Consider the following 19,475-nt stretch of genomic DNA (forward strand, 5'->3'; position numbering starts at 1 on the left):
TTATCCTTGTTGTGTATTGATAGTACGCAGATGCGCCAGCAGACCCTGACTGGCTTCCTCGACCATATCCAGCACCAGCTCAAATCCTTGCTGCCCGCCGAAATACGGGTCGGGGACTTCGGTGTCCGCCTCGGCGCTGGGCGCATATTGCATGAATAATTGGATCTTGTTGACATGCTGCCGCGGGCTGCGTTGCAGCAGTAACGTGAGATTTTCCTTGTCCATTGCCAGAATATAGTCGAATTCCTCGAAGTCGCTGGACTCTACCGCGCGGGCGCGCAGTTCGTGCATTTTGTATCCACGCTGTAATGCCGTGCTTTGCGCGCGATGATCCGGCGGGTCACCGATGTGGTAGGCGTGCGTTCCGGCGGAATCCACGTGAATCAGATGATCAACCCCGGCGGCTTTGACATGGTGCCGGAATACCGCATCTGCCGTTGGCGAGCGGCAAATATTGCCCATACAGACAAATAATACTTTTATTTTTTTATCCTTGTTCATAACCCATCAATTCAAATCAGATTGCAAAAGCAGCAAGTCCAAACGGAATCGTTTGAAAAATGCAGCGCAGAGATTAACACGACACCGCGCAAAACGAAATTCGGCTGCGTTGCGAAGCGCGGAAATACGTTCAGTCTGCTGTGGTTGATTTTACCGGGTGAAGTGGGGTTGTGAAACCGGATGCGGAATGAAATGCTCCGGCGCTGCCGTGCGGAAGCGTTATTTCAGAGGATGAAATTAACTTCCCGTTTGCTGTTGATGGGTTCTTGAGGTTTTTACGCTGATGGTGCTGAACAGTTTGTTTTTGTTGAATAATTGATAGAAAGTGGGCTCGTTGGCTTTTTCCAGCAATTTGGAGATATCTTGATGCGTCAGATTGCGATTGATTTGCAGCAGCAAGGCGGTAAGGCCGGAAACGTGCGCCGTCGCGAGGGAGTTGCCGGACACAAAATCGTACGTGCCCTTGGGTAGCGTCGTCAGTATTTCCTGCCCTGGCGCGGAGATGGTGAGGACATCACTATCATGGGACGATGGCGTGATGGTGTTATGCGTGCTGCGAACCGCGATAACGCCCGGTTGCTGCGCTGGGAACCCGGACTTGCTATCGTTTCTATCCGCTTGCGAAGCGATGATGATCATGCCTTTTTGCACGGCTTTTTCGATTAATCGGGCCAACAGCGGATCATGTGGTCCGGTTAAGCTGAGATTGAGCACATCGACTTTCATTTGTATGGCGGTGTTGAGCGCGAGCGCCAAGGTAAAACTATTGCAAGCCGCTTCGAAACTGCCGGTTTTGATTTCCCAGCAGGCTTTCAATCCGATCACGTGGCTATCCGGTGCGATACCGACGATGCCTTGTCCATTGTTCGGTTTGGCCGCAATGACACCCGCTATGGCGGTGCCATGCAGATCGTTGAGCGATTCCGGAGATTTCCGGGTGACAAAATCTTTAGTCTGCTGAATTTGGCCTTGCAAATCGGGATGTGTCGCGTCGATTCCGGTATCGATAATGGCGATGGTTACATTTTTACCGGTTGCATGATTGTGTATTTCGGCCAGATTCATCGACTGGATATTGAATTGCAGGCGGTAATAAGGATCGCTGTAACTATTCGCCATGACCTTGAAAGTGCTCATCGTTTGAACATTATCAACACGGTCGTCCTTGCTTAAGGCCTTGATGATTGCGTCCACGGATTGGTCTTCATGAATCAGATAGACGACACAGTGCTCACCGATTTCCCGGATTGGCCACTGCGACAGGATCGTCAGTTTGTAATCCGCTTCGATGCTGGAGGCGACTCTTTTTCCCCAGGTTGAACTGCTGTATTCGCCTCGGCGGCGATAGGATTGGTTTGCCACGCCAACGGGGGTGCGGTCGATGTGCTTGTCGGTGTATGTGACTAAGATAATCCGGTCGGCTTGCGTGCTATCGAAAAGCTGAGGATCAACAAAAAATTCCTGCTCGGCACTGGCGGGTAAAACAACCAGCATCGCCATGAGCAACGAAAAGAAAAATGCGTAGATGTGCACGCGCTTAGTTTGCATTAGCGTATATCCTGACCGGCTGGTTGCAATCCTTGAACCAGTTCGGCAAAAATGACCTGAGTATTGTTACGTAAATAGGCGATGGCATCGTCGATCTCTTGCGGGCGCGTATGCCGGTTACCGATTTGAATTTCATAAATGCCATTTTCCGAAGGCCCTTTAACGATGCGGCCCGAGACGCTGTGCAAGATGGCTCCAATTTGTTTGGGATCCGGTTGATCTGCAAAGACGATGCGTACCCGATTCTGTGCCGGTGTATTTTCCGGTGCGCTGGCGAGTGTTCTGTATTCCGCTGTCAAGGCAGGTTGATCTGCCGGTAAATGCAACATGAACGGCATGGCCAGCAATAATAAACTCGCTGCCAAGGCGATGTGTTTTACAAAGCCGAGGGATTGGCCGGAAGAAAGTTTGGATGCTTCGCTGGGCTGGTTATGCTGAGTAAAAGGGCGGATGATAGATTGCCGCTCAATGCGCTTTCTCAGTTGTGCGAAAGCAGCTTGCGAAACCTGCCGCAGAAGATCCGTTTGTTGCATTTCCTCAAAGAGTTGCTGCTGCTGTTGCAGCTCAATTCTACAGGCTATGCACGTCCTTACGTGATTTCTCACCCGATCTTTCTCAACAGTGTCCAGGGAGTGATTAACATACCAGGGAAGGAGATTCCATACTTTCTGATGCTCGTTTTTACCCGTGACATTGATCATTGTAGAGGACATCGTTTAACTCCTGCCTTTAAGCTCTGGAAGTAATTTCGCTAAAATTTTTCGTGCATGAAACATTCTGGTTTTTACTGTATTCTCAGGGCATTGCATGATTTCTGCAATCTCATTGTAATGCAGCCCTTGATAATAGGTCATCTCTACCACAGCACGCTGTTCCGGAGATAAATTATCAAAGCCCGCTTCCAGCCAGTTACTGATCTCCAGCTGCGAAACCCATTGCGCTGCGGGATTGGGAAAGTAATCCAGTTCATCGTTAAATTCAACGGAGCGGTCTTCTCGAATCAGGCTTTGTTCGATACTTTTTAACGCTTTGAAATACGCAATACCGAGAATCCAAGTGGACGGACGGCATGTTTGATCGTAGGTCGATGCTTTTTCCCACACCACATACATCACGTCATTAATAATTTCTTCAATGTAATCATGCCGCCGGGTAATATGGAAAATGAACTGGTACAAGCGGTCAAAATAACGTTGATATAGCTGTTCAAAAGCTTTTCCATTGCCGCCCGCAGCTTCGGCGATCAGATTCCGTTCCTTAACTTGCTGTTCGTTCGAATTAAAAGATTTTCTTGCTTTAGACTCGGGCAATTCACTCATGGTGTTTCATAATCGCTATGACTATTGATTAAGTCTCGGTAAATTTGCCCTGTTTATTCCGCGCGGCGGCTTAAAAGTTCATTGCGGCAGAAATAAAAATCAAAATCCGACGGTGATAGAGAATAAAACCCGGTTATCAACCACATGCGGCCGAAATTGCCAGCCTGCAATATGTTCTTTTTCAGCACCTAAATCCAATCCGGAATAGTAGCGGACATCGACGCCGATATTCGGAGAAAAATGCCAAGTCACACCGGAAGTCCAATACAGGTAATCATAGTGCAGCACTTTCTTCTGCTGGCTGTAGCCGAACGTGCCTGACATTTCGATGGAACTGGTGATCGGGTAGCGTCCGGTGATTTCATAATTGAATGACATATGGTTTTGTTGGTAGCCGTTTTCGGAGAAACTAAAGTTGGCGGATAGCAAATCGCGGAAATGCGTATGCAAGTAAAATTCATTGTAATCAACATTCTGGCCGAATATTTTGCCCGTGAAGATATAACGGGTCCATTCCGCATTAAAGCGCCAGTCATCCGATAGCTGATAGGCCCAACCGGCATAGGGTTTGAATTCCGCATCGGAACGCGCGGCGAATCCCTGATCGGCAAAATTGACCGTCGACGCAAAAGTGCCGAGATAAAGTCCCGATTTAAACCCGTAGTCTATATTGAGCTGCGCGGCGGGCTTTCCATCGCTTTTGGAGTAACCGCGCCAAATATAATCGGTCGTGCCGGTTACGCTGGCGCTTAGCTGAGCATAAGCGCTGCTCGGGTAGCCCAGAATGAACAGCAATCCTAGCAGTCGATGGTTTTTTATTTTCATGGATTATGGACGCGAATGATTAAACCATCGACTGTTTTAAAGTGATCTAGTGCCGGGTGATGAGAACGGGAGTTTAGTGGATAAATTAAAATTCAAAATGGATTTCCGGTCGGAAATTTTAACATCATGGCGTAGTAATATTTGTGATCAATTAATTCATGTGTAATTCAAATAATTGATTATTATTGAATTAATTGCATATTGTTGTGTGTCCATAAGCACACTCCAACCCATGCAGCAAAAAATCTTTAGCAACGTTGAACCTTTTGTTGTTCTGCCAGAATAAACGCACAGAAGAAAAATTATTTTAAGTAGGTTACCTCGTTAGGAGATTTAAAGATTGAAAATACTTTACGGAACACCGGCGCTTATAAGGTTTGATTTGATCATCGCATCAAATGCCTATGAGCAGGGAATGGGAGGTACCGGTTAACTTTTATGAAAATATCTGCTTTGTGAAGTGCACGTTATTTCAATTGAGCTCGATTCTGCTCTCAGGTCATACAGTATAAAAAAATATTTTAAAAATTGACTCAGATAATTCCTACAGTTTGCCGTTATATATAAAAAATTGAGACGTGAGATTCCTGTGTTTTTTATAGAAGAATCCGTAATTCCAGGATATTAAGCTGGGATGAGTCCAATTTTTCAGCTATCAATGAATAATTTATATTGGAAAAGCGTAAGGAGTACTGACATGCCATTAAAAAATTCAATTAAAGGATTTAAAGCTTATTTAGGCGATAAAGAATCGCTACTGGATACGAACTACAAAAGAATTGCGGATATGATCGAACTGCATTGGGGATACAAGGAATTTTATCAGCTCATCCAGAAATTGCTGGTTGTTGAAAAAGACCAGAACAGACAAGGATTTCCACTGGAAGTGCTGCAGGAGATCTATACCTTGCAGGAGTTGCATCAAAAAGAGTTTCCTGCACTCAAGATTTTAATCGATGATGGCACTGCTGCGCGAGCCAGAAACAAGAGCTCGTTGTTGGTATAAGCATTTGCAAAAATGAGAATAACAAAGACGGGGCTGGTGTAAATACTCGATCTATTGCGCTGCGCTTAACGCCAGCAGGTTGCAAAAGTGCGGCGCCCCGTCTCAGGCTGTTACCGGTGAATATTCACTTCGGTTCCCTCCGTTCCTGCGCTGACCCTGTCAAACAACTCCAATAACTCGCTGTTACGCATGCGGATACACCCGATCGATCCGGGTTTACCCATTTCCACGCTATCCGGTGTGCCGTGAATGTAAATATAGCGGCGCATGGTATCGACCGTACCGAAACGGTTAAAACCGGGCTCACAGCCGCATAGCCATAAAATACGCGTCAAAATCCAATCCCTTCTGGGGAATTGCGCGGCAAACTCCGGCGAATAGATTTCACCGGTCGGACGGCGCTTGATAAAAACCGCGTTGACCGGCTGACCAGCGCCGATCTTGGCGCGGATGATGTGTTTCCCGAGTGGTGTGCAAAAACTGCCATTTTCCTGACCGGTGCCGTTCTTGGCCGAGGAAATACGGTATTGCCGCACGATTTGTCCGTGTTCATCCAGTAAATCCAGTTGCTGGGTTGCAATCGTAATATTAATTTTCATGGTTGTTCCGTTCGCTTGCTTTGCGTTTTTGCGCAAAAAACTGTTTCAATAACGTGCTGGCTTCCGCTGCCATCATGCCGGCTTCCACCTGCAAATGATGGTTTAACCGGGTTTCCGTCGGAAGATCGATGACGCTGCCGCACGCGCCGGTTTTCGGGTCGGTCGCCGCATACACCAGACGTTGAATGCGCGCGTGAAAAATCGCGCCGATGCACATTACGCATGGCTCCAATGTCACGTACAAGGTGCAATCCAGCAAACGGTAATTGCCCAGATGCAGCCCGGCTGCGCGCATCGCCATGATCTCGGCATGCGCGCTGGGGTCGGCGGCGGAAATCGGGCGGTTATAACCGCGCCCGATGATGACGCCATTCTGCACTACTACCGCGCCTACCGGTACTTCGCCGCAATCCTGCGCTTTCTGCGCTAATTCCAATGCGGCCTGCATGAAATCGGCATCGGTGGCGGCTTTCGAATCCGCCTCGGCTTCGTGCGCGATGACCGGCATTGTATGATCCTTTCTCTTCACAGTTTTTATGCTACATTGCATCCCGTTTTGATCGAATATGCTGTTTTTCCGGTTGCCTCAACATCACTTTCACTTTTAACCACTATCTATGATCGCCCAAGCACAAGCGCAACTTTATACCATCCGTGATCTTTTACGTTTTGCCGTCAGTCAGTTTAACAAAGCCGGTCTGCATTTTGGCCACGGTTCCGCCACGGCTTACGACGAAGCGGCGTATCTTATTCTGAAAACCCTCTATTTGCCACTGGATCAACTGGAACCGTTTCTGGATGCGCGCGTCACGGATAGCGAATGCCAACAGGTGCTGGAAATCATCGAGCGCCGCGTCAAAGACCGCATTCCCGCGGCTTACCTGACGCACGAAGCATGGCTCGGCGATTTTAGTTTTTATGTCGACGAACGCGTCATCATCCCGCGCTCGTTCATCGCCGAACTGCTGCAAACGCAACTGGCGCCGTGGATCGCCGAGCCCGATCACGTCACTGCGGCGCTCGATCTCTGCACCGGTTCCGGCTGTCTGGCCATCCTGATGGCGCATGCTTTTGAGAACGCAGACATCGACGCCGCCGACATCTCCTCGCAAGCGCTCGCCGTGGCGCACAAGAACGTGCAGGATTACGGCCTGCAAGACCGCATCGGCCTGGTCGAATCTGATCTGTTCTCAGCGTTGCAAGGAAAACGCTACGACCTGATCATCAGCAATCCGCCGTACGTCAACGCCGAATCAATGCAACAATTGCCGCAGGAATACCGCCACGAACCGCAAAACGCATTGGCCAGCGGCGACGATGGTCTGGAAGCAACCCGGAAAATCCTGCAACAAGCCGCGCAGCATTTGACCGATGACGGCATTCTGATCGTTGAAATCGGCCATAACCGTGCCGAATTGGAACAAGCCTATCCGAATTTACCATTTACTTGGCTGGAAACCAGCGCGGGCGAGGAGTTTGTTTTTCTGCTGCAAAAGGACCAACTGCAGAATTGTTAGATTGGCGCCGCGAAAGCGCAGTTTACAATGGGTAATAAGCCTGTTGAGCTGCTTTCAACATAGCATGGTCAAATGCAGTAGTTTTCCAGAATTATCTGCCGAGAAATTACCATCCTATTTTTTCGTAATTATTTTTGAATAATTTACGATCGCACAGCTTTGCACCGGTATTTTTGTACCGTGTTTCACAAATCCATTCCACTTTTTCTCTCCTTAAACAACTTCTTACTGAAGCAGCGAGTGGATTAGATAGGTAAAGACCCTTCTAATCGGTGTTCAACTGAAGAATATTTTTTCCGTAATTGAAATGAACAGCGCTGTCAGAGTATGCCACCTGCCAGCTGCCGGAGTAATACTACTCAATTAAGGAGATTTACAGAGAATGTCAGCGTTACCGTCTATCAAAGCAAAGAGTCCGTCTGAAGCCGATCAACAACAATCGATCAATATTTATCAGGCGATAGAACAAAATCAGGCCATCATCGAATTTAATCTCGATGGAACTATACTGACGGCCAATTCTAATTTTCTTAAGCTATTTGGATATTCACTAGAAGATTTGGCGGATAAGCATCACAGTCAACTTTGTCCTCCCGGTACCGCCGATAGCGAGGAATATAAGAACTTATGGGCAGATTTGCGTACCGGAAAAACTACCTCCGGTGAATTTCGCCGTGTTGCCGCGGATGGACATGACATATACATCTGCGCCATTTACATCCCGGTACTGGATGGCAGCGGAAAACCTTGTAAAGTCGTTAAAGTAGTCAATGACATTACGAAGAACAAAATCAAATCGCTCGAAGATGATGGAAAAATCGAGGCTATCAACCATACGCAAGCAATTATCGAATTTGATCTCGATGGTTATGTGCTGACAGCCAACAAAAAATTTCTGGAAACGTTGGATTACACGCTGCAAGAAGTTGTACGTAAGCATCATCGTATATTTTGTGAAGAGGCTTATGAGAAAAGCCCGGAATATCAAGTTTTCTGGGACGACTTACGCGCCGGTAAACATAAACATGGGGAATTCATGCGGTTAAACCGCCAAGGCCGGCCGGTATGGTTGCAGGCGACTTATACACCGATCCTGGATGTAGATGGAAAACCCTGCAAAATCATCAAATTTGCGAACGACATCACTGGCGCAAAATTGGCATCCCTGTCTAATGAAGGCAAAATCGCAGCCATATCACGTTCACAAGGTGTCATTGAATTCGATTTGGCCGGTAATGTGCTGGACGCAAATGAAAATTTCCTCAAACTGATGGGCTATACGCTGAAAGAAATCAACGGGCAGCATCACCGTGTTTTTGTCGACAAAGAGGAAGCGGCTAGTGGCGCTTACCGTGTTTTCTGGCAGAAACTGGGCGAAGGTGAATTTTATTCAGGTGAATTTCTACGCATAGGTAAGAACGGTAAGCGGATATGGATTCAAGCCACGTATAACCCGATTCTTGATCTGAACGGACAGCCGGTGCGGGTAGTAAAGTATTGCAGTGATATCACCGCGTCTAAGCTGCTGGGAATGGAAATGTCAGCGCGAATGGAGGCTGTATCGATCAGTAGCTGTATTTTGGAGTTATCCGCCGATGGTCATATCCTGAGTGCTAATGAGAAGATGCAGAATGCGTTGGGTTTCGGACTTGAAGACCTCGTCGGCAAATCAGAAAGTCATATTCAATTTGAAGAAGACACCCGTAGTACCATCACTACTAATATTTGGCGTTCCATGCGTGAAGGACATGCAAAGAATATTGAAGTTAGGCGCAAGGGCGCCGGCGGAATAGAGCGCTGGTTTTTGGCTAATTTCAGTCCGGTTATGGGGCTTGACGGGCACTTGGTGAAGGTGTTGATGCTTGCTGACGATGTAACTGATGCCAAACTGAGTCGATTGGATGCTGAAGGTAAAATGAGTGCAATTGATCGTTCGCAAGCGGTAATCGAGTTTGATATGAGCGGTAAGGTTCTGACAGCCAACGAAAACTTTCTCAAGTTGACGGGCTTGAGTTTGGACGACATCAAGGGGCGGCATCATCGCATGTTTGTCGATCCGGAAGAAGCTGCAAGCACGGAATACCATGCGTTTTGGGAGCGCTTGTCTCGAGGGGAATTTGAGTCGGGTGAGTACAAGCGGATCGGTAAAAATAATCGCGAAATCTGGATTCAAGCAACCTATAACCCGATTCTTGACCCACAAGGAAATCCAGCCAAAGTAGTGAAGTTTGCTTCCGATGTCACGGCCAGCAAACTGCATACCTCGGAATTTGAAGCGAAAGTAGCGGCAATCGATCGCGGACAAGCGGTTATCGAATTCGATTTGAATGGCCATGTGATCAATGCCAATCGCAATTTCCTGACGGCAATGGGTTATACATTGCGCGAGATACAGAATCAGCATCATAGTATTTTTTGTTCCGGTGAATATACTCAGAGCAAGGAATACCGCGATTTCTGGTTGCGGTTGAGTGAAGGTGAATTTATCAGCGGCCGTTTTCATCGTGTCGGTAAATTCGATCGCGATGTCTGGATACAGGCAACCTATAACCCGATCTTCGATCTCAATGGGAAAGTGATGAAAATCGTGAAATATGCGCACGATGTCACGAACGAAGTGAAATTGGAAAAACGTATCGCATCAGGTGCTGCGGAAATGAATATTCAGGTTCGTAAACTGATTGAAAGTGTCGATGCGATTGCTGCCAATTCAGGTGTGGCAGCGGAATTGGCGCATGATTCTTCCACGGCGGCGCAATCCGGTTTTGATGCATTGCAAAAATCAATCGCAGCGATTACGTCGATTCAGACCAGTTCTGCGCGTGTATCGGAAATCGTGGGTGTTATCGGGGATATTTCCAATCAAACCAATCTGCTGGCATTCAATGCGGCCATCGAAGCAGCGCGCGCCGGTGAACATGGTGTCGGTTTCTCTGTGGTAGCCGATGAGGTGCGTAAACTGGCTGAACGCAGTTCAGTCGCCGCGCGCGAAATCACCAAACTGATCGACGAGTCGGCGCAGCAAGTCGAGAAAGGAGCGGAGGTGAGTCGGGAAGCGTCGCGCAGTTTTGAAGGCATTATGTCCGGTGTTGCTCGAACCAGTAAGAGTGTGGCGGAAATCGCCGAATCGGCGGAAAGTCAAAGCACAATGGCTAAAGAAGTCAGCTTGTTGATTGAACAAATCGCCAGCACCAAGGCGGAATAAATAGCGATGGTGCATTCGATGATTTCGACAAAGCAAGCGGGATACGGCGGGTTTCGCATTGCCGGTATGGATCTCGCTTTGCCAATGGACATCTTGCGTGAAGTGATTCCCTGCGGCGTATTGGCGGAATTGCCATGCGCCGCGCCGTATGTGATCGGGGGTATTGATTTACGCGGCATCATGGTGCCGGTTGTTGATCTGCGCATCGTGCTTGATTTGGCAGTTACTGATATTTTGTTTCCGAATGTCATTATCATGGTGCACGAGAACAAGCTTCTGGGCTTGCTCACAGAAACAGTAACCGGAATATTCACGGGTGATGAACAGAATACCAATGCTGTCAGCTTTGCTGCGGCCGATCTGCCGATATACTGCGGTTGTATCCGGCGTAACGATGATGGTGTGCTAGTTAATTTGCTATCGCCAGCAGCGTTGATCATGCTGAAAGATGTGCCCATGACCGAAGATCCCGAGTCAATGCGCTTACATAGTGCAACTAGCGTCAAAGATGAAGTTCAGAATGATAAAGCGCAGCCAGTGCTGCTGATGCGCTGCCATTCCATTGCATTTGCTATCGATGCGATGGCGATTCATACGACGCTGTCGGACTTTACGATTGAGCACTCGGCGATAGCAATGGGCGATTGCCGTGGTGTGATTGATTTCAGTGGTAGCAAGGTGCCTGTACTCGATTTGATGAATCTGTGCGGACTCGGAAAGTTGGATTCGACGGCGCATTTACAAGCTTTCCTGATTCTCTTGCCGCAAGGAATGGTCGCTTTTCTTGTGAGCAAAGTCATTGATGTTGTCCGTATTCGCACAAGTGAAATTATCAGTATGCCGGCTTATACCGTACCGAAGCCTTCCTTGTTTCGCGGTGTTTTACCAGGCACCGCTACGCTACATAAATCGGATATGGCATCACACTATTTTGTTTTGGACGATGCAGCGCTTAAAACCGATACGCAAGTGGCTAGCCTAGCGGGCGCCAATACATCCGGCCAATCAGTTGCCAGCCAGCGCTCTGTGCAGAAACATGCGCTGCCCGGCGGGCAATCGGAAAAACGGCGCAATATGATTACTTACCAGCTCAGTGGTGAAACAGCCTCGCCCTTCGAGCAAATAAAAGAAATTTTGCCGTTTACGGATGATATTCCGGTATTTGACCATGGCGGCCCCATGCTGGGAATGGCGGTCGTGCGTGGACACAGCATTCCGGTAGTTTGTCTGAGCCGGCTGGTGACTGGAAAATCCATGCAAAGAACCGTTGCGGCCAGCGTACTGGTTGTAGAAGTCGATAACGAAGCGATGGGATTTGCAATCCCCGCGCTCGAATCAATTGAACCGGCGCAATGGGAACCGGAATTGCCTCAACTGGGCGGAGCTGAGCGAGGCAGCCTGATGCATGCGATACATTCCAACAAACTGGCCCAGATCGGGATAAATGATTCGATCCGCATGCTACCGGTTCTAGATCTGGAAAAAATTGCCAGAGCTTTCCGTGCAAAGCGCTTGGCATCAGCTTGAGGAAACGCTAAAAAATTGTGATTAGTGACTGGTCGAGGTGAGATCGAACGAGAAAAGCGTCACTACAAGCAATTTGAGTTTGATTTCAACGCAGCATGACTGGGTGTGGTAGTTTTTCAGCGCTTCCTAGTATTACTTTCTGGGCAATTGAAGTTTGCTCATGAAAATAAAACAAAAGCAGCGGCCAATAACACACTCTATCCAATCAAACTCAACAACCGCCGCGTTTCCTTTTCATCCAATTCCAGCCACTGTCCGCGTTTGATGCGTGGTGGCAGATTGACCGGGCCGAAACGTACGCGCATCAGGCGGCTGACCGTCAATCCAATGGCTTCAAACATACGCCGTACTTCGCGGTTTTTGCCTTCTTTCAGGATGACGCGGTACCAGTGATTCGAGCCTTCGCCGCCTTGGTCGGCCAGGTAGGTGAATGCCGCTTCGCCGTCGTCCAATGTCACGCCGGTGGTGAGTTGTTGCATTTGTTCTTCGGTTAATTCGCCGAGTATGCGCACGGCGTATTCGCGTTCCATCTCGAAACGCGGGTGCATGAGCCGGTTGGCCAATGTGCCATCGTTGGTGAAAATCAGCAGCCCGCTGGTGTTGAAATCCAGACGCCCGATGGCGATCCATTTGGATGATCGCAGATGCGGTAGCCTGTCGAAAACGGAAGGGCGGCCTTCCGGGTCGTCACGGCTGACGATTTCGCCTTCGGGTTTGTGATACAGCAGCACTTTGGGCAAATCCGCTTCGGCATGAACGCGAATCACGCGTCGGCCAATACGGATCACGTCACCCGGCCCGGCGCGGTCGCCGAGTGTGGCGGTTTTGCTGTTTACGCTGACTGCGCCGGTCGCAATCAGCTCTTCCATTTCCCGCCGAGAGCCCAGTCCTTTTTGCGCCAGCAGCTTTTGCAGCTTGAAGGTGGCCGATGGCGGTTCGTCACGAGCTGTGACCGGCTTCTGGCGCGGCGCGTGTTCAGCGGGCGGTCTTTTTTTCGTTGCCGGTCTGAGCGGTCTCTTAACTTTCATGGATAGTTGGCCTGCGATGTGTGCTGACTGTGAAATGAGTAATAATGCGCGCAAGGGCGGATTTTAAACTATTCCGGCGCCGATCATGCTTGTTCTTTGAATTCATGGCAAAGCATCGCCACATCCGGCGATAATTTGCCTATCAAAGGCTGTGAGATTGTTTGCCGCAAGTGTGTGGCACCCCTGCGGCTTTCTATCGATATCCTGCTGTTCTCTATGCCCGCTGCTTTGCAGTGCGATAACAGAGTACTCTTAAAAGGGAAATTTTATTCCCGGCGGCAGTCCCATTCCGCTGGTCAGCGCCGACATTTTCTCCTGCGTGGTTGTTTCGACTTTGCGGACGGCGTCGTTGAAAGCCGCAGCGACCAAGTCTTCCAGCATTTCTTTGTCGTCACCGATCAAGCTGCTGTCAATGTGGACGCGTTTGACATCATGACGACAGGTCATCGTGATTTTTACCATGCCAGCACCGGATTGGCCTTCGACTTCGATGCTGGCGAGATTTTCCTGCATTTGCCGCATGTTTTCCTGCATCATTTGCGCTTGCTTCATCATGTTTCCGATATTGCCTCTCATTTCTTTTGTCTCCTTTATTTTTCAATGGGTTTAATGGAAGGAACGATCAGTTTTGCGTCAAACTGCTCAATCAATTCTTGTACGACCGGATCCTTCTCAATGGCTGCAATGGCATTGGTCTGCTTCTCTTCTTCTTCGCGTTGTTGCAGTGCCACCGGTGTTAATCCGGTGATGCTGCCGACGGAAAAATTCAAGGTAACGGGCTTGCCAAAATAGCTATTCAGCGCTGCTTGGATTTTATCCTGATATTTTTTTTCCAGCAGGTGCTTATGCACATCCGGTACGCATAATTCTATTTTCTCCCCGGTGATGGTTTTGGCTTCGCTGTGATGCGCCAGCATTTTTGCCATGCCGGTCAGCTTCAATTGCTGGCTCAGTTGCGGCCAATCCAGCAGGGGAGCGGTGGTGTTTTCTGGCGGGGTAGTTTGTTCTGGCGCTGCTTGCGGTTTTTTCTCCGCGGTTACGGACGGTTTGCTGCTCACAGGTGCGGCCTGCGGGCTCTGACGATTTGTTGCCAGATCATCCGGCATGAACGTCAGCATGCGTAACAATGTCATGGTAAAACCGGCATATTCATCGGGCGCCAGACTCAGATCGCCGCGCCCGTGCAATGCGATCTGATAGAACAGCTGCACATCATCGGGCGCTAAGGATTTGGCCAACGCAATGATACGTGCGTATTCCGGAGTATCCTCGCTGATCGCCTGCGGCACGGTTTGCGCCAGTGCGATGCGATGCAATAACGCGGCCAGATCCTGCAAGGCGGAATCGAAGGAAAGGCACTGCGCTTCCATTTCATCAGCCAGCGACAAGAGCTTCGCGCCATCTTGCCGCGTTAAAGCTTCGAGCAGATCGAACAGATAGCTCTGATCGATGATGCCGAGCATATCCCGCACACCGGCTTCCTCGATTTTGCCCTCGCCAAAGGCGATGGCCTGATCCAGCAGGCTGAGCGCATCGCGCATGCTGCCTTGCGCGGCGCGCGCGACCAGCTGCAACGAAGGGATGTCGCAGGGAATGTTTTCCTGTGCCAAGATATGCTTGAGGTGTGCGGCAATTTGCGTTTGCGGAATTTGTTTCAGGTTGAATTGCAAACAACGAGACAAGACCGTGATGGGGATTTTCTGCGGATCGGTGGTCGCCAGCACGAATTTGACATGCGCCGGAGGTTCTTCCAATGTTTTTAACATAGCATTGAACGCCGATTTGGACAGCATGTGCACTTCGTCGATGATGTAAATCTTATAACGCGCGCCGGTGGGCGCATACAGCGCATTTTCCAGCAGTTCGCGCATGTTATCGACTTGCGTGTTGGACGCCGCATCCAATTCGATCAAATCGATAAAGCTTCCCGCATCGATTTGCAAACATGCCGCGCAAGCGCCGCAAGGTGTAGCGGTCACACCGGTTTCACAGTTGAGCGACTTAGCCAGAATGCGGGCGATGGTGGTTTTGCCGACACCGCGCGTGCCGGTCAGTAAATACGCATGGTGTAAACGGTTTTGCTCAAGCGCATTGGTCAATGCTCTGACCACATGCTCCTGTCCAGTCAATTCGGAAAAATTTCTCGGGCGCCACTTACGCGCAAGGACTTGTGTTTGGGACACGTTTTTGATTGGAAAAGCGAATTAGATCCTGTTAAACCAGTAAAAATCCGGAAAGGCAGATCCCAGTTCGTGTTGGGTGGCGAGCCCGACCCCCGGCACTCGCAATAAATAGCTGTGGCTGCTTCCTTCCGGACCTGACCAGATTGACTACCTTGCAATGCGGGGAGGCCCGCCATAAAACTCAATGTGGCGGAAGTATACCAGTTGATGATGGATTACTCCAATTTCAATCACAGCTGAAGTGCGCATTTGCCGGTAAAAGAAAATAAATTCAAACTCAAATTTGATCTGGCCGTTATGTTATTTTTCCCCGGGAATTGCAAAATGTTCCATCATCGCGATCTACTCGACGACTTGAATAAACCATTACCGCTGAAGGATAAAATGATCAGCGCGCATCGTTCTGTTCAGAACAAGTTTCCGTTTATTTCACGGATTGCAATCGCGCTGTATGATCCCGATACGCGCGTGCTGAAAACGTATCTGAATAGCAGCGATGGAGAAAACCCTTTGCTGCACTATCAAACGTCATTGGATAACGCGCCGTCGTTAAAGGAAATCCTTGTCCAAGGCTTGCCGCGAGTGGTCAATAACCTGGTGACTTTTGAGAGCGGTACGCACGAACATACCCAGCGTATCGGCCGCTCCGGTTATGCCGCGAGCTATACCATGCCGATTTTTCATAGTGGTGAGTTTGTCGGATTTTTGTTTTTTAATTCGCATGAAACCGAAGTATTCACTGAGAATGTATTGAGCATTCTCGATATCTACGGCCACCTGATCGCACTGATGATTGTCAATGAGCTGGCCACATTGAAGGTCATGAACGCTGCGCTGAAAACAACCAGCGGCATTACCCATTTCCGCGATCCCGAAACGGGCAGTCATTTGGATCGTATGTCACGCTACAGCCGCATCATTGCCGAAGCACTCGCCGACCGATACGATCTGGACGATGCATACATCGAGCAAGTTTTTATGTTTTCGCCGCTGCACGATATCGGCAAGATCGCCATACCGGACAGTATCTTGCTGAAACCGGGGCCGTTGAATGAGGAAGAGCGAGCGATCATGAATACGCATGCACGAAAAGGTAGGGAAATGATCGACGATATCGTGATGAATTTTGGCTTCGGTAGCATCCATCACATTAATGTACTGCGCAATATTGCTGAATTTCACCATGAAGCGGTGAATGGCAGTGGTTATCCTGCCGGTAAGTGCAATGATGAGATTCCGCTGGAGGCGCGTATTGTCGCAGTCGCCGACGTGTTCGATGCGCTGACTTCGCGCCGCCCGTATAAGGAAGCCTGGAGCAACGAAAAAGCATTCGCCATGTTGCAACAGCTCGCCGGTGAAAAACTCGATGTCGATTGCGTGAATGCGTTGATTGAAAACCGGCAGAAAGTGGAATCGATTCAACAACAGTTTAAGGAAGATATCTACGGCTAGCGGCGCTTGACCGTGGCACCGGAATCAACTAGATTTTTCCCGCAAAATCCAACCAATACGTATCGTTTAAATCCGCTAAAATCAGCAGTTTTATGAGAAGCTCATCAGTAGAGCGATGACTGCCGGTAATTTTTCTCCTATTCTGATCAAACCCAGTGACGCCAGCGCATGGATGACTTGTATCCGGCGTGTCTGGCTGGATAAACATCAACCCGTTGCAGCGGAGCTCGATGGATTTAATCGGCTGCTCAGCGATCTTGGCCTGGAACATGAAGCCGCCATGCTGGCCAAGCTGGGAGATCAATATGCCGTCAGCAAAGCGGTTTCCTTTGAGCATACGCAAGACTTGATGCAACAAGGTGTACCGGTGATCTATCAGGGTCGTTTGCTGGATGAGCAGCAGGGGCTGGTGGGTTATCCCGATTTCCTGATCCGGCATGAAAGCGGGTACTATCAGCCCGCAGATGCGAAGCTTTCCTTGAGTGAAAATAAAAAATCGATTCAGATTCAGCTGGGAATCTATCGCCGTCTACTGGCCAACGATTTACCGGCGATGGTTTTTTTGGGCAATGGCCGTGTTGCGCAATTGGGCGATGAAGTCGAGCCATTGGTCGATGAATTTATTACCAGCATGAGAGCACTGCTAGACTTGCCGCAACCACCCGCAGTCCGCTATAGCCATAGTAAATGCCGTATTTGTCCGCACGAAGCGGCTTGTCGCTCGGAATTCGAAGCCAGAGAGGATATTTCGCTGTTGTACGGCGTGCACGGCAAAGCCGCGGATCATTTGGCGCAAGCCGGAATTGCAACGATCTCGCAGCTTGCCAGGGAGTCGGCCGAATCCCTCCCGGATGTACCGCATCTCAAGGGTAGTAAACGCAAGCACCGCGCCATTTTGCAGGCTCGCTCGATGTTGAACGGTGAAGTATTTCACCTGGATAAAGCCGTTCTACCGCAAGGTACTTGGGTACATTTCGATATCGAAGACAATCCATTAACTCCGAATCGCGAGCGCCATGTTTATCTGTGGGGATTTTTGGTCCCGCCGTATGACCGGGAAAGCTTTGAATACGTCTGGACCGATGATGAGGCCAGTGATTATGCAGGCTGGCTGGGTTTCTTGCAGAAAATGGATGAATATCGTTCGCAGTATCCGGCCCTAGTGCTGGCGCATTATTCCAACCACGAAAGAGCGACGATCGGCAAGTACGCCGAGCGTTACGGTATGGGAAATCATGCCACGGTGAAATGGTTGCTGGGCGCGGATAGCCCGCTGTTTGATATGCAAAATCCGGTGCTGGATTGTCTGGTGTTGCCGCTGCAAGGCTATGGACTGAAGGATATCTGCAAACATCCGGGGTTGGTGAATTTTCAATGGGAAAATGAGGAATCCGGATCGCAGTGGTCGGTGGTGCAATTCAACCGTTTCCGCGCGGAGACAAGCTTGGCCGAGAAGCAAAAACTGCAAGCCGCAATACTGGGTTATAACCGTGATGACGTGATCGCCACGCGCAGACTGGAAGTCTGGCTCCGGGAGTTATTTTCCTGAAATACCGCTCAATCATTTCTTCGGTTCTGATGAAATTCCCTGCTTAGGTTAAAATACGCTTTTTTCCGATCCGCGTTGTGTATTGCAAGGCGAATCTTTGCTGTTAGACCAGAAAGTCTATAAAAGGAATTGTTATGAAATACCAGACCGATGATTTACGTATTGTCGGCGTGCATGAGTTGACTCCGCCGGTTGAGTTGCATCGTGAATATCCGATGACGGAGAATGCGACGCAAACCGTTTATGCCGCGCGGCAAGCCACTCATCGCATTCTGCACGGCGAGGATGACCGCTTGCTGGTTGTGGTCGGCCCTTGCTCCATTCACGATGTCGACGCCGCGCTGGAGTATGCCGCGCGTTTGAAGCATTTGCGCGAAACGCTGAAGCAGCAGTTGCATATCGTGATGCGCGTGTATTTTGAAAAACCGCGCACCACCATCGGCTGGAAAGGGCTAATCAACGATCCCGATCTGGATAACAGTTTTCATATCAACAAAGGTTTGCGGACGGCTCGCCGGTTGTTGCTGGATTTGAATACCATCGGCATGCCATCGGCTACCGAATACCTGGACCTGATTAGTCCGCAGTATTTATCGGATTTGATCAGCTGGGCGGCGATCGGCGCACGCACGACCGAAAGCCAGGGGCATCGCGAACTCGCTTCCGGCGTGTCTTGTCCGATTGGCTTCAAAAACGGCACGTATGGCAATTTGAATATCGCGATTGACGCGATTGCGGCCGCTTCCCGCCCGCATCATTTTCTGTCGGTCACCAAAGAAGGGCATACCGCGATTTTTGCTACCAAAGGCAATGAAGACTGCCACATCATCCTGCGCGGCGGACGTAAACCAAATTACGATGCGGCGAGTGTCGCCTCGGCGGTGGAAGAATTGAAAAAAGCCAAACTGCCGCCGCATTTGATGATCGATTTCAGCCACGCCAATAGCCACAAGGATTACCGCCGTCAAAATGATGTGGCGGCCGATGTGGCGGAACAGATTGCAGGCGGTAGCCATGCCATTTGCGGCGTGATGATCGAAAGCCATCTGGTGGAAGGTAACCAGAAAGCTGACGGTAAAAAACGCGAGGAATTGGTTTACGGGCAGAGCATTACGGACGGCTGCATCAATTTTGAAGCGACCGAGCACGTGCTGCAACAGCTGGCAAACGCGGTTGAAAAGCGCAGAAAGAAATAGCGAAGCTTTCTGATTTCCCT

General features: G+C 49.5%; 17 protein-coding genes and 1 other RNA gene. 7 read left to right on the top strand and 11 right to left on the bottom strand.

Going from position 1 to position 19,475, the window contains the following annotated elements:
• The 5 genes from DU481_RS04935 to DU481_RS04955 all read right to left on the bottom strand — a co-directional run bounded on the left by DU481_RS04935 (nt 1) and on the right by DU481_RS04955 (nt 4,193).
• On the bottom strand, nt 1-501 hold the full coding sequence (locus tag DU481_RS04935; RefSeq protein WP_090318689.1) for a low molecular weight protein-tyrosine-phosphatase: 501 nt from the start codon (nt 499-501) through the stop codon (nt 1-3).
• A 237-nt stretch (nt 502-738) separates the two neighbouring features.
• The gene (locus tag DU481_RS04940) at nt 739-2,049 is read right to left on the bottom strand and encodes a S8 family peptidase (protein WP_350133104.1); all 1,311 of its coding nucleotides are present in this window, start codon (nt 2,047-2,049) and stop codon (nt 739-741) included.
• Nucleotides 2,049-2,762, bottom strand: coding sequence for a zf-HC2 domain-containing protein (locus tag DU481_RS04945; RefSeq protein WP_350133106.1), 714 nt, complete (start codon nt 2,760-2,762; stop codon nt 2,049-2,051). The genes DU481_RS04940 and DU481_RS04945 overlap by 1 nt, the downstream gene beginning before the upstream one ends.
• A 3-nt stretch (nt 2,763-2,765) precedes the next feature.
• Nucleotides 2,766-3,368 (bottom strand): RNA polymerase sigma factor, encoded by a 603-nt coding sequence (locus tag DU481_RS04950; RefSeq protein WP_350133108.1) that lies wholly within the window; start codon nt 3,366-3,368, stop codon nt 2,766-2,768.
• A gap of 99 nt (nt 3,369-3,467) precedes the next feature.
• Nucleotides 3,468-4,193: a TorF family putative porin gene (locus DU481_RS04955; protein ID WP_350133110.1), complete on the bottom strand. Its 726-nt coding sequence runs from the start codon at nt 4,191-4,193 to the stop codon at nt 3,468-3,470.
• 697 nt (nt 4,194-4,890) lie between these two features.
• On the opposite strand from DU481_RS04955, the gene DU481_RS04960 reads away from it, so the two are divergent.
• Entirely contained in the window at nt 4,891-5,199 is a 309-nt protein-coding gene (locus DU481_RS04960; protein WP_350133112.1) for a hypothetical protein, read from the top strand.
• Nucleotides 5,200-5,309: 110 nt separating this feature from the next.
• Here DU481_RS04960 and DU481_RS04965 read toward each other — a convergent pair whose 3' ends face one another.
• Nucleotides 5,310-5,798 (bottom strand): L,D-transpeptidase family protein, encoded by a 489-nt coding sequence (locus DU481_RS04965; RefSeq protein WP_350133114.1) that lies wholly within the window; start codon nt 5,796-5,798, stop codon nt 5,310-5,312.
• Nucleotides 5,788-6,306, bottom strand: coding sequence for a tRNA adenosine(34) deaminase TadA (gene tadA / locus DU481_RS04970; RefSeq protein WP_350133116.1), 519 nt, complete (start codon nt 6,304-6,306; stop codon nt 5,788-5,790). Before tadA ends, DU481_RS04965 begins: the two co-directional genes overlap by 11 nt.
• 109 nt (nt 6,307-6,415) lie before the next feature.
• Here tadA and prmB point away from each other — a divergent pair, with 109 nt between their 5' ends.
• The 3 genes from prmB (at nt 6,416) to DU481_RS04985 (ending at nt 12,047) form a co-directional block, all read left to right on the top strand.
• Nucleotides 6,416-7,315, top strand: coding sequence for a 50S ribosomal protein L3 N(5)-glutamine methyltransferase (gene prmB, locus DU481_RS04975; RefSeq protein WP_350133118.1), 900 nt, complete (start codon nt 6,416-6,418; stop codon nt 7,313-7,315).
• A 382-nt stretch (nt 7,316-7,697) separates the two neighbouring features.
• Nucleotides 7,698-10,520 (top strand): methyl-accepting chemotaxis protein, encoded by a 2,823-nt coding sequence (locus DU481_RS04980; protein ID WP_350133120.1) that lies wholly within the window; start codon nt 7,698-7,700, stop codon nt 10,518-10,520.
• Nucleotides 10,521-10,538: 18 nt separating this feature from the next.
• Nucleotides 10,539-12,047, top strand: a complete 1,509-nt coding sequence (locus DU481_RS04985; RefSeq protein ID WP_350133122.1) for a chemotaxis protein CheW — start codon at nt 10,539-10,541, stop codon at nt 12,045-12,047.
• A gap of 197 nt (nt 12,048-12,244) precedes the next feature.
• On the opposite strand, the gene rluB is transcribed toward DU481_RS04985, so the two are convergent.
• The 4 genes from rluB to ffs all read right to left on the bottom strand — a co-directional run bounded on the left by rluB (nt 12,245) and on the right by ffs (nt 15,432).
• Nucleotides 12,245-13,075: a 23S rRNA pseudouridine(2605) synthase RluB gene (gene rluB / locus DU481_RS04990; RefSeq protein WP_350133124.1), complete on the bottom strand. Its 831-nt coding sequence runs from the start codon at nt 13,073-13,075 to the stop codon at nt 12,245-12,247.
• A 252-nt stretch (nt 13,076-13,327) separates the two neighbouring features.
• The gene (locus tag DU481_RS04995; protein WP_350133126.1) at nt 13,328-13,651 is read right to left on the bottom strand and encodes a YbaB/EbfC family nucleoid-associated protein; all 324 of its coding nucleotides are present in this window, start codon (nt 13,649-13,651) and stop codon (nt 13,328-13,330) included.
• A 14-nt stretch (nt 13,652-13,665) separates the two neighbouring features.
• Nucleotides 13,666-15,258: a DNA polymerase III subunit gamma/tau gene (dnaX, locus tag DU481_RS05000; protein ID WP_350133127.1), complete on the bottom strand. Its 1,593-nt coding sequence runs from the start codon at nt 15,256-15,258 to the stop codon at nt 13,666-13,668.
• Nucleotides 15,259-15,333: 75 nt separating this feature from the next.
• Nucleotides 15,334-15,432, bottom strand: an RNA gene (gene ffs, locus DU481_RS05005) — signal recognition particle sRNA small type.
• Nucleotides 15,433-15,582: 150 nt separating this feature from the next.
• Here ffs and DU481_RS05010 point away from each other — a divergent pair.
• The 3 genes from DU481_RS05010 (at nt 15,583) to aroG (ending at nt 19,455) form a co-directional block, all read left to right on the top strand.
• The gene (locus DU481_RS05010) at nt 15,583-16,710 is read left to right on the top strand and encodes an HD domain-containing phosphohydrolase (RefSeq protein WP_350133129.1); all 1,128 of its coding nucleotides are present in this window, start codon (nt 15,583-15,585) and stop codon (nt 16,708-16,710) included.
• A gap of 115 nt (nt 16,711-16,825) precedes the next feature.
• Nucleotides 16,826-18,259, top strand: a complete 1,434-nt coding sequence (locus tag DU481_RS05015; RefSeq protein WP_350133131.1) for a TM0106 family RecB-like putative nuclease — start codon at nt 16,826-16,828, stop codon at nt 18,257-18,259.
• 134 nt (nt 18,260-18,393) lie between these two features.
• Complete coding sequence (gene aroG / locus DU481_RS05020) at nt 18,394-19,455, top strand: 3-deoxy-7-phosphoheptulonate synthase AroG (protein WP_350133133.1); 1,062 nt, start codon at nt 18,394-18,396, stop codon at nt 19,453-19,455.
• The last annotated feature ends 20 nt before the right edge of the window (nt 19,456-19,475 follow it).

Source organism: Nitrosomonas sp. (assembly GCF_040240425.1).
Classification (GTDB): Bacteria; Pseudomonadota; Gammaproteobacteria; order Burkholderiales; family Nitrosomonadaceae; genus Nitrosomonas.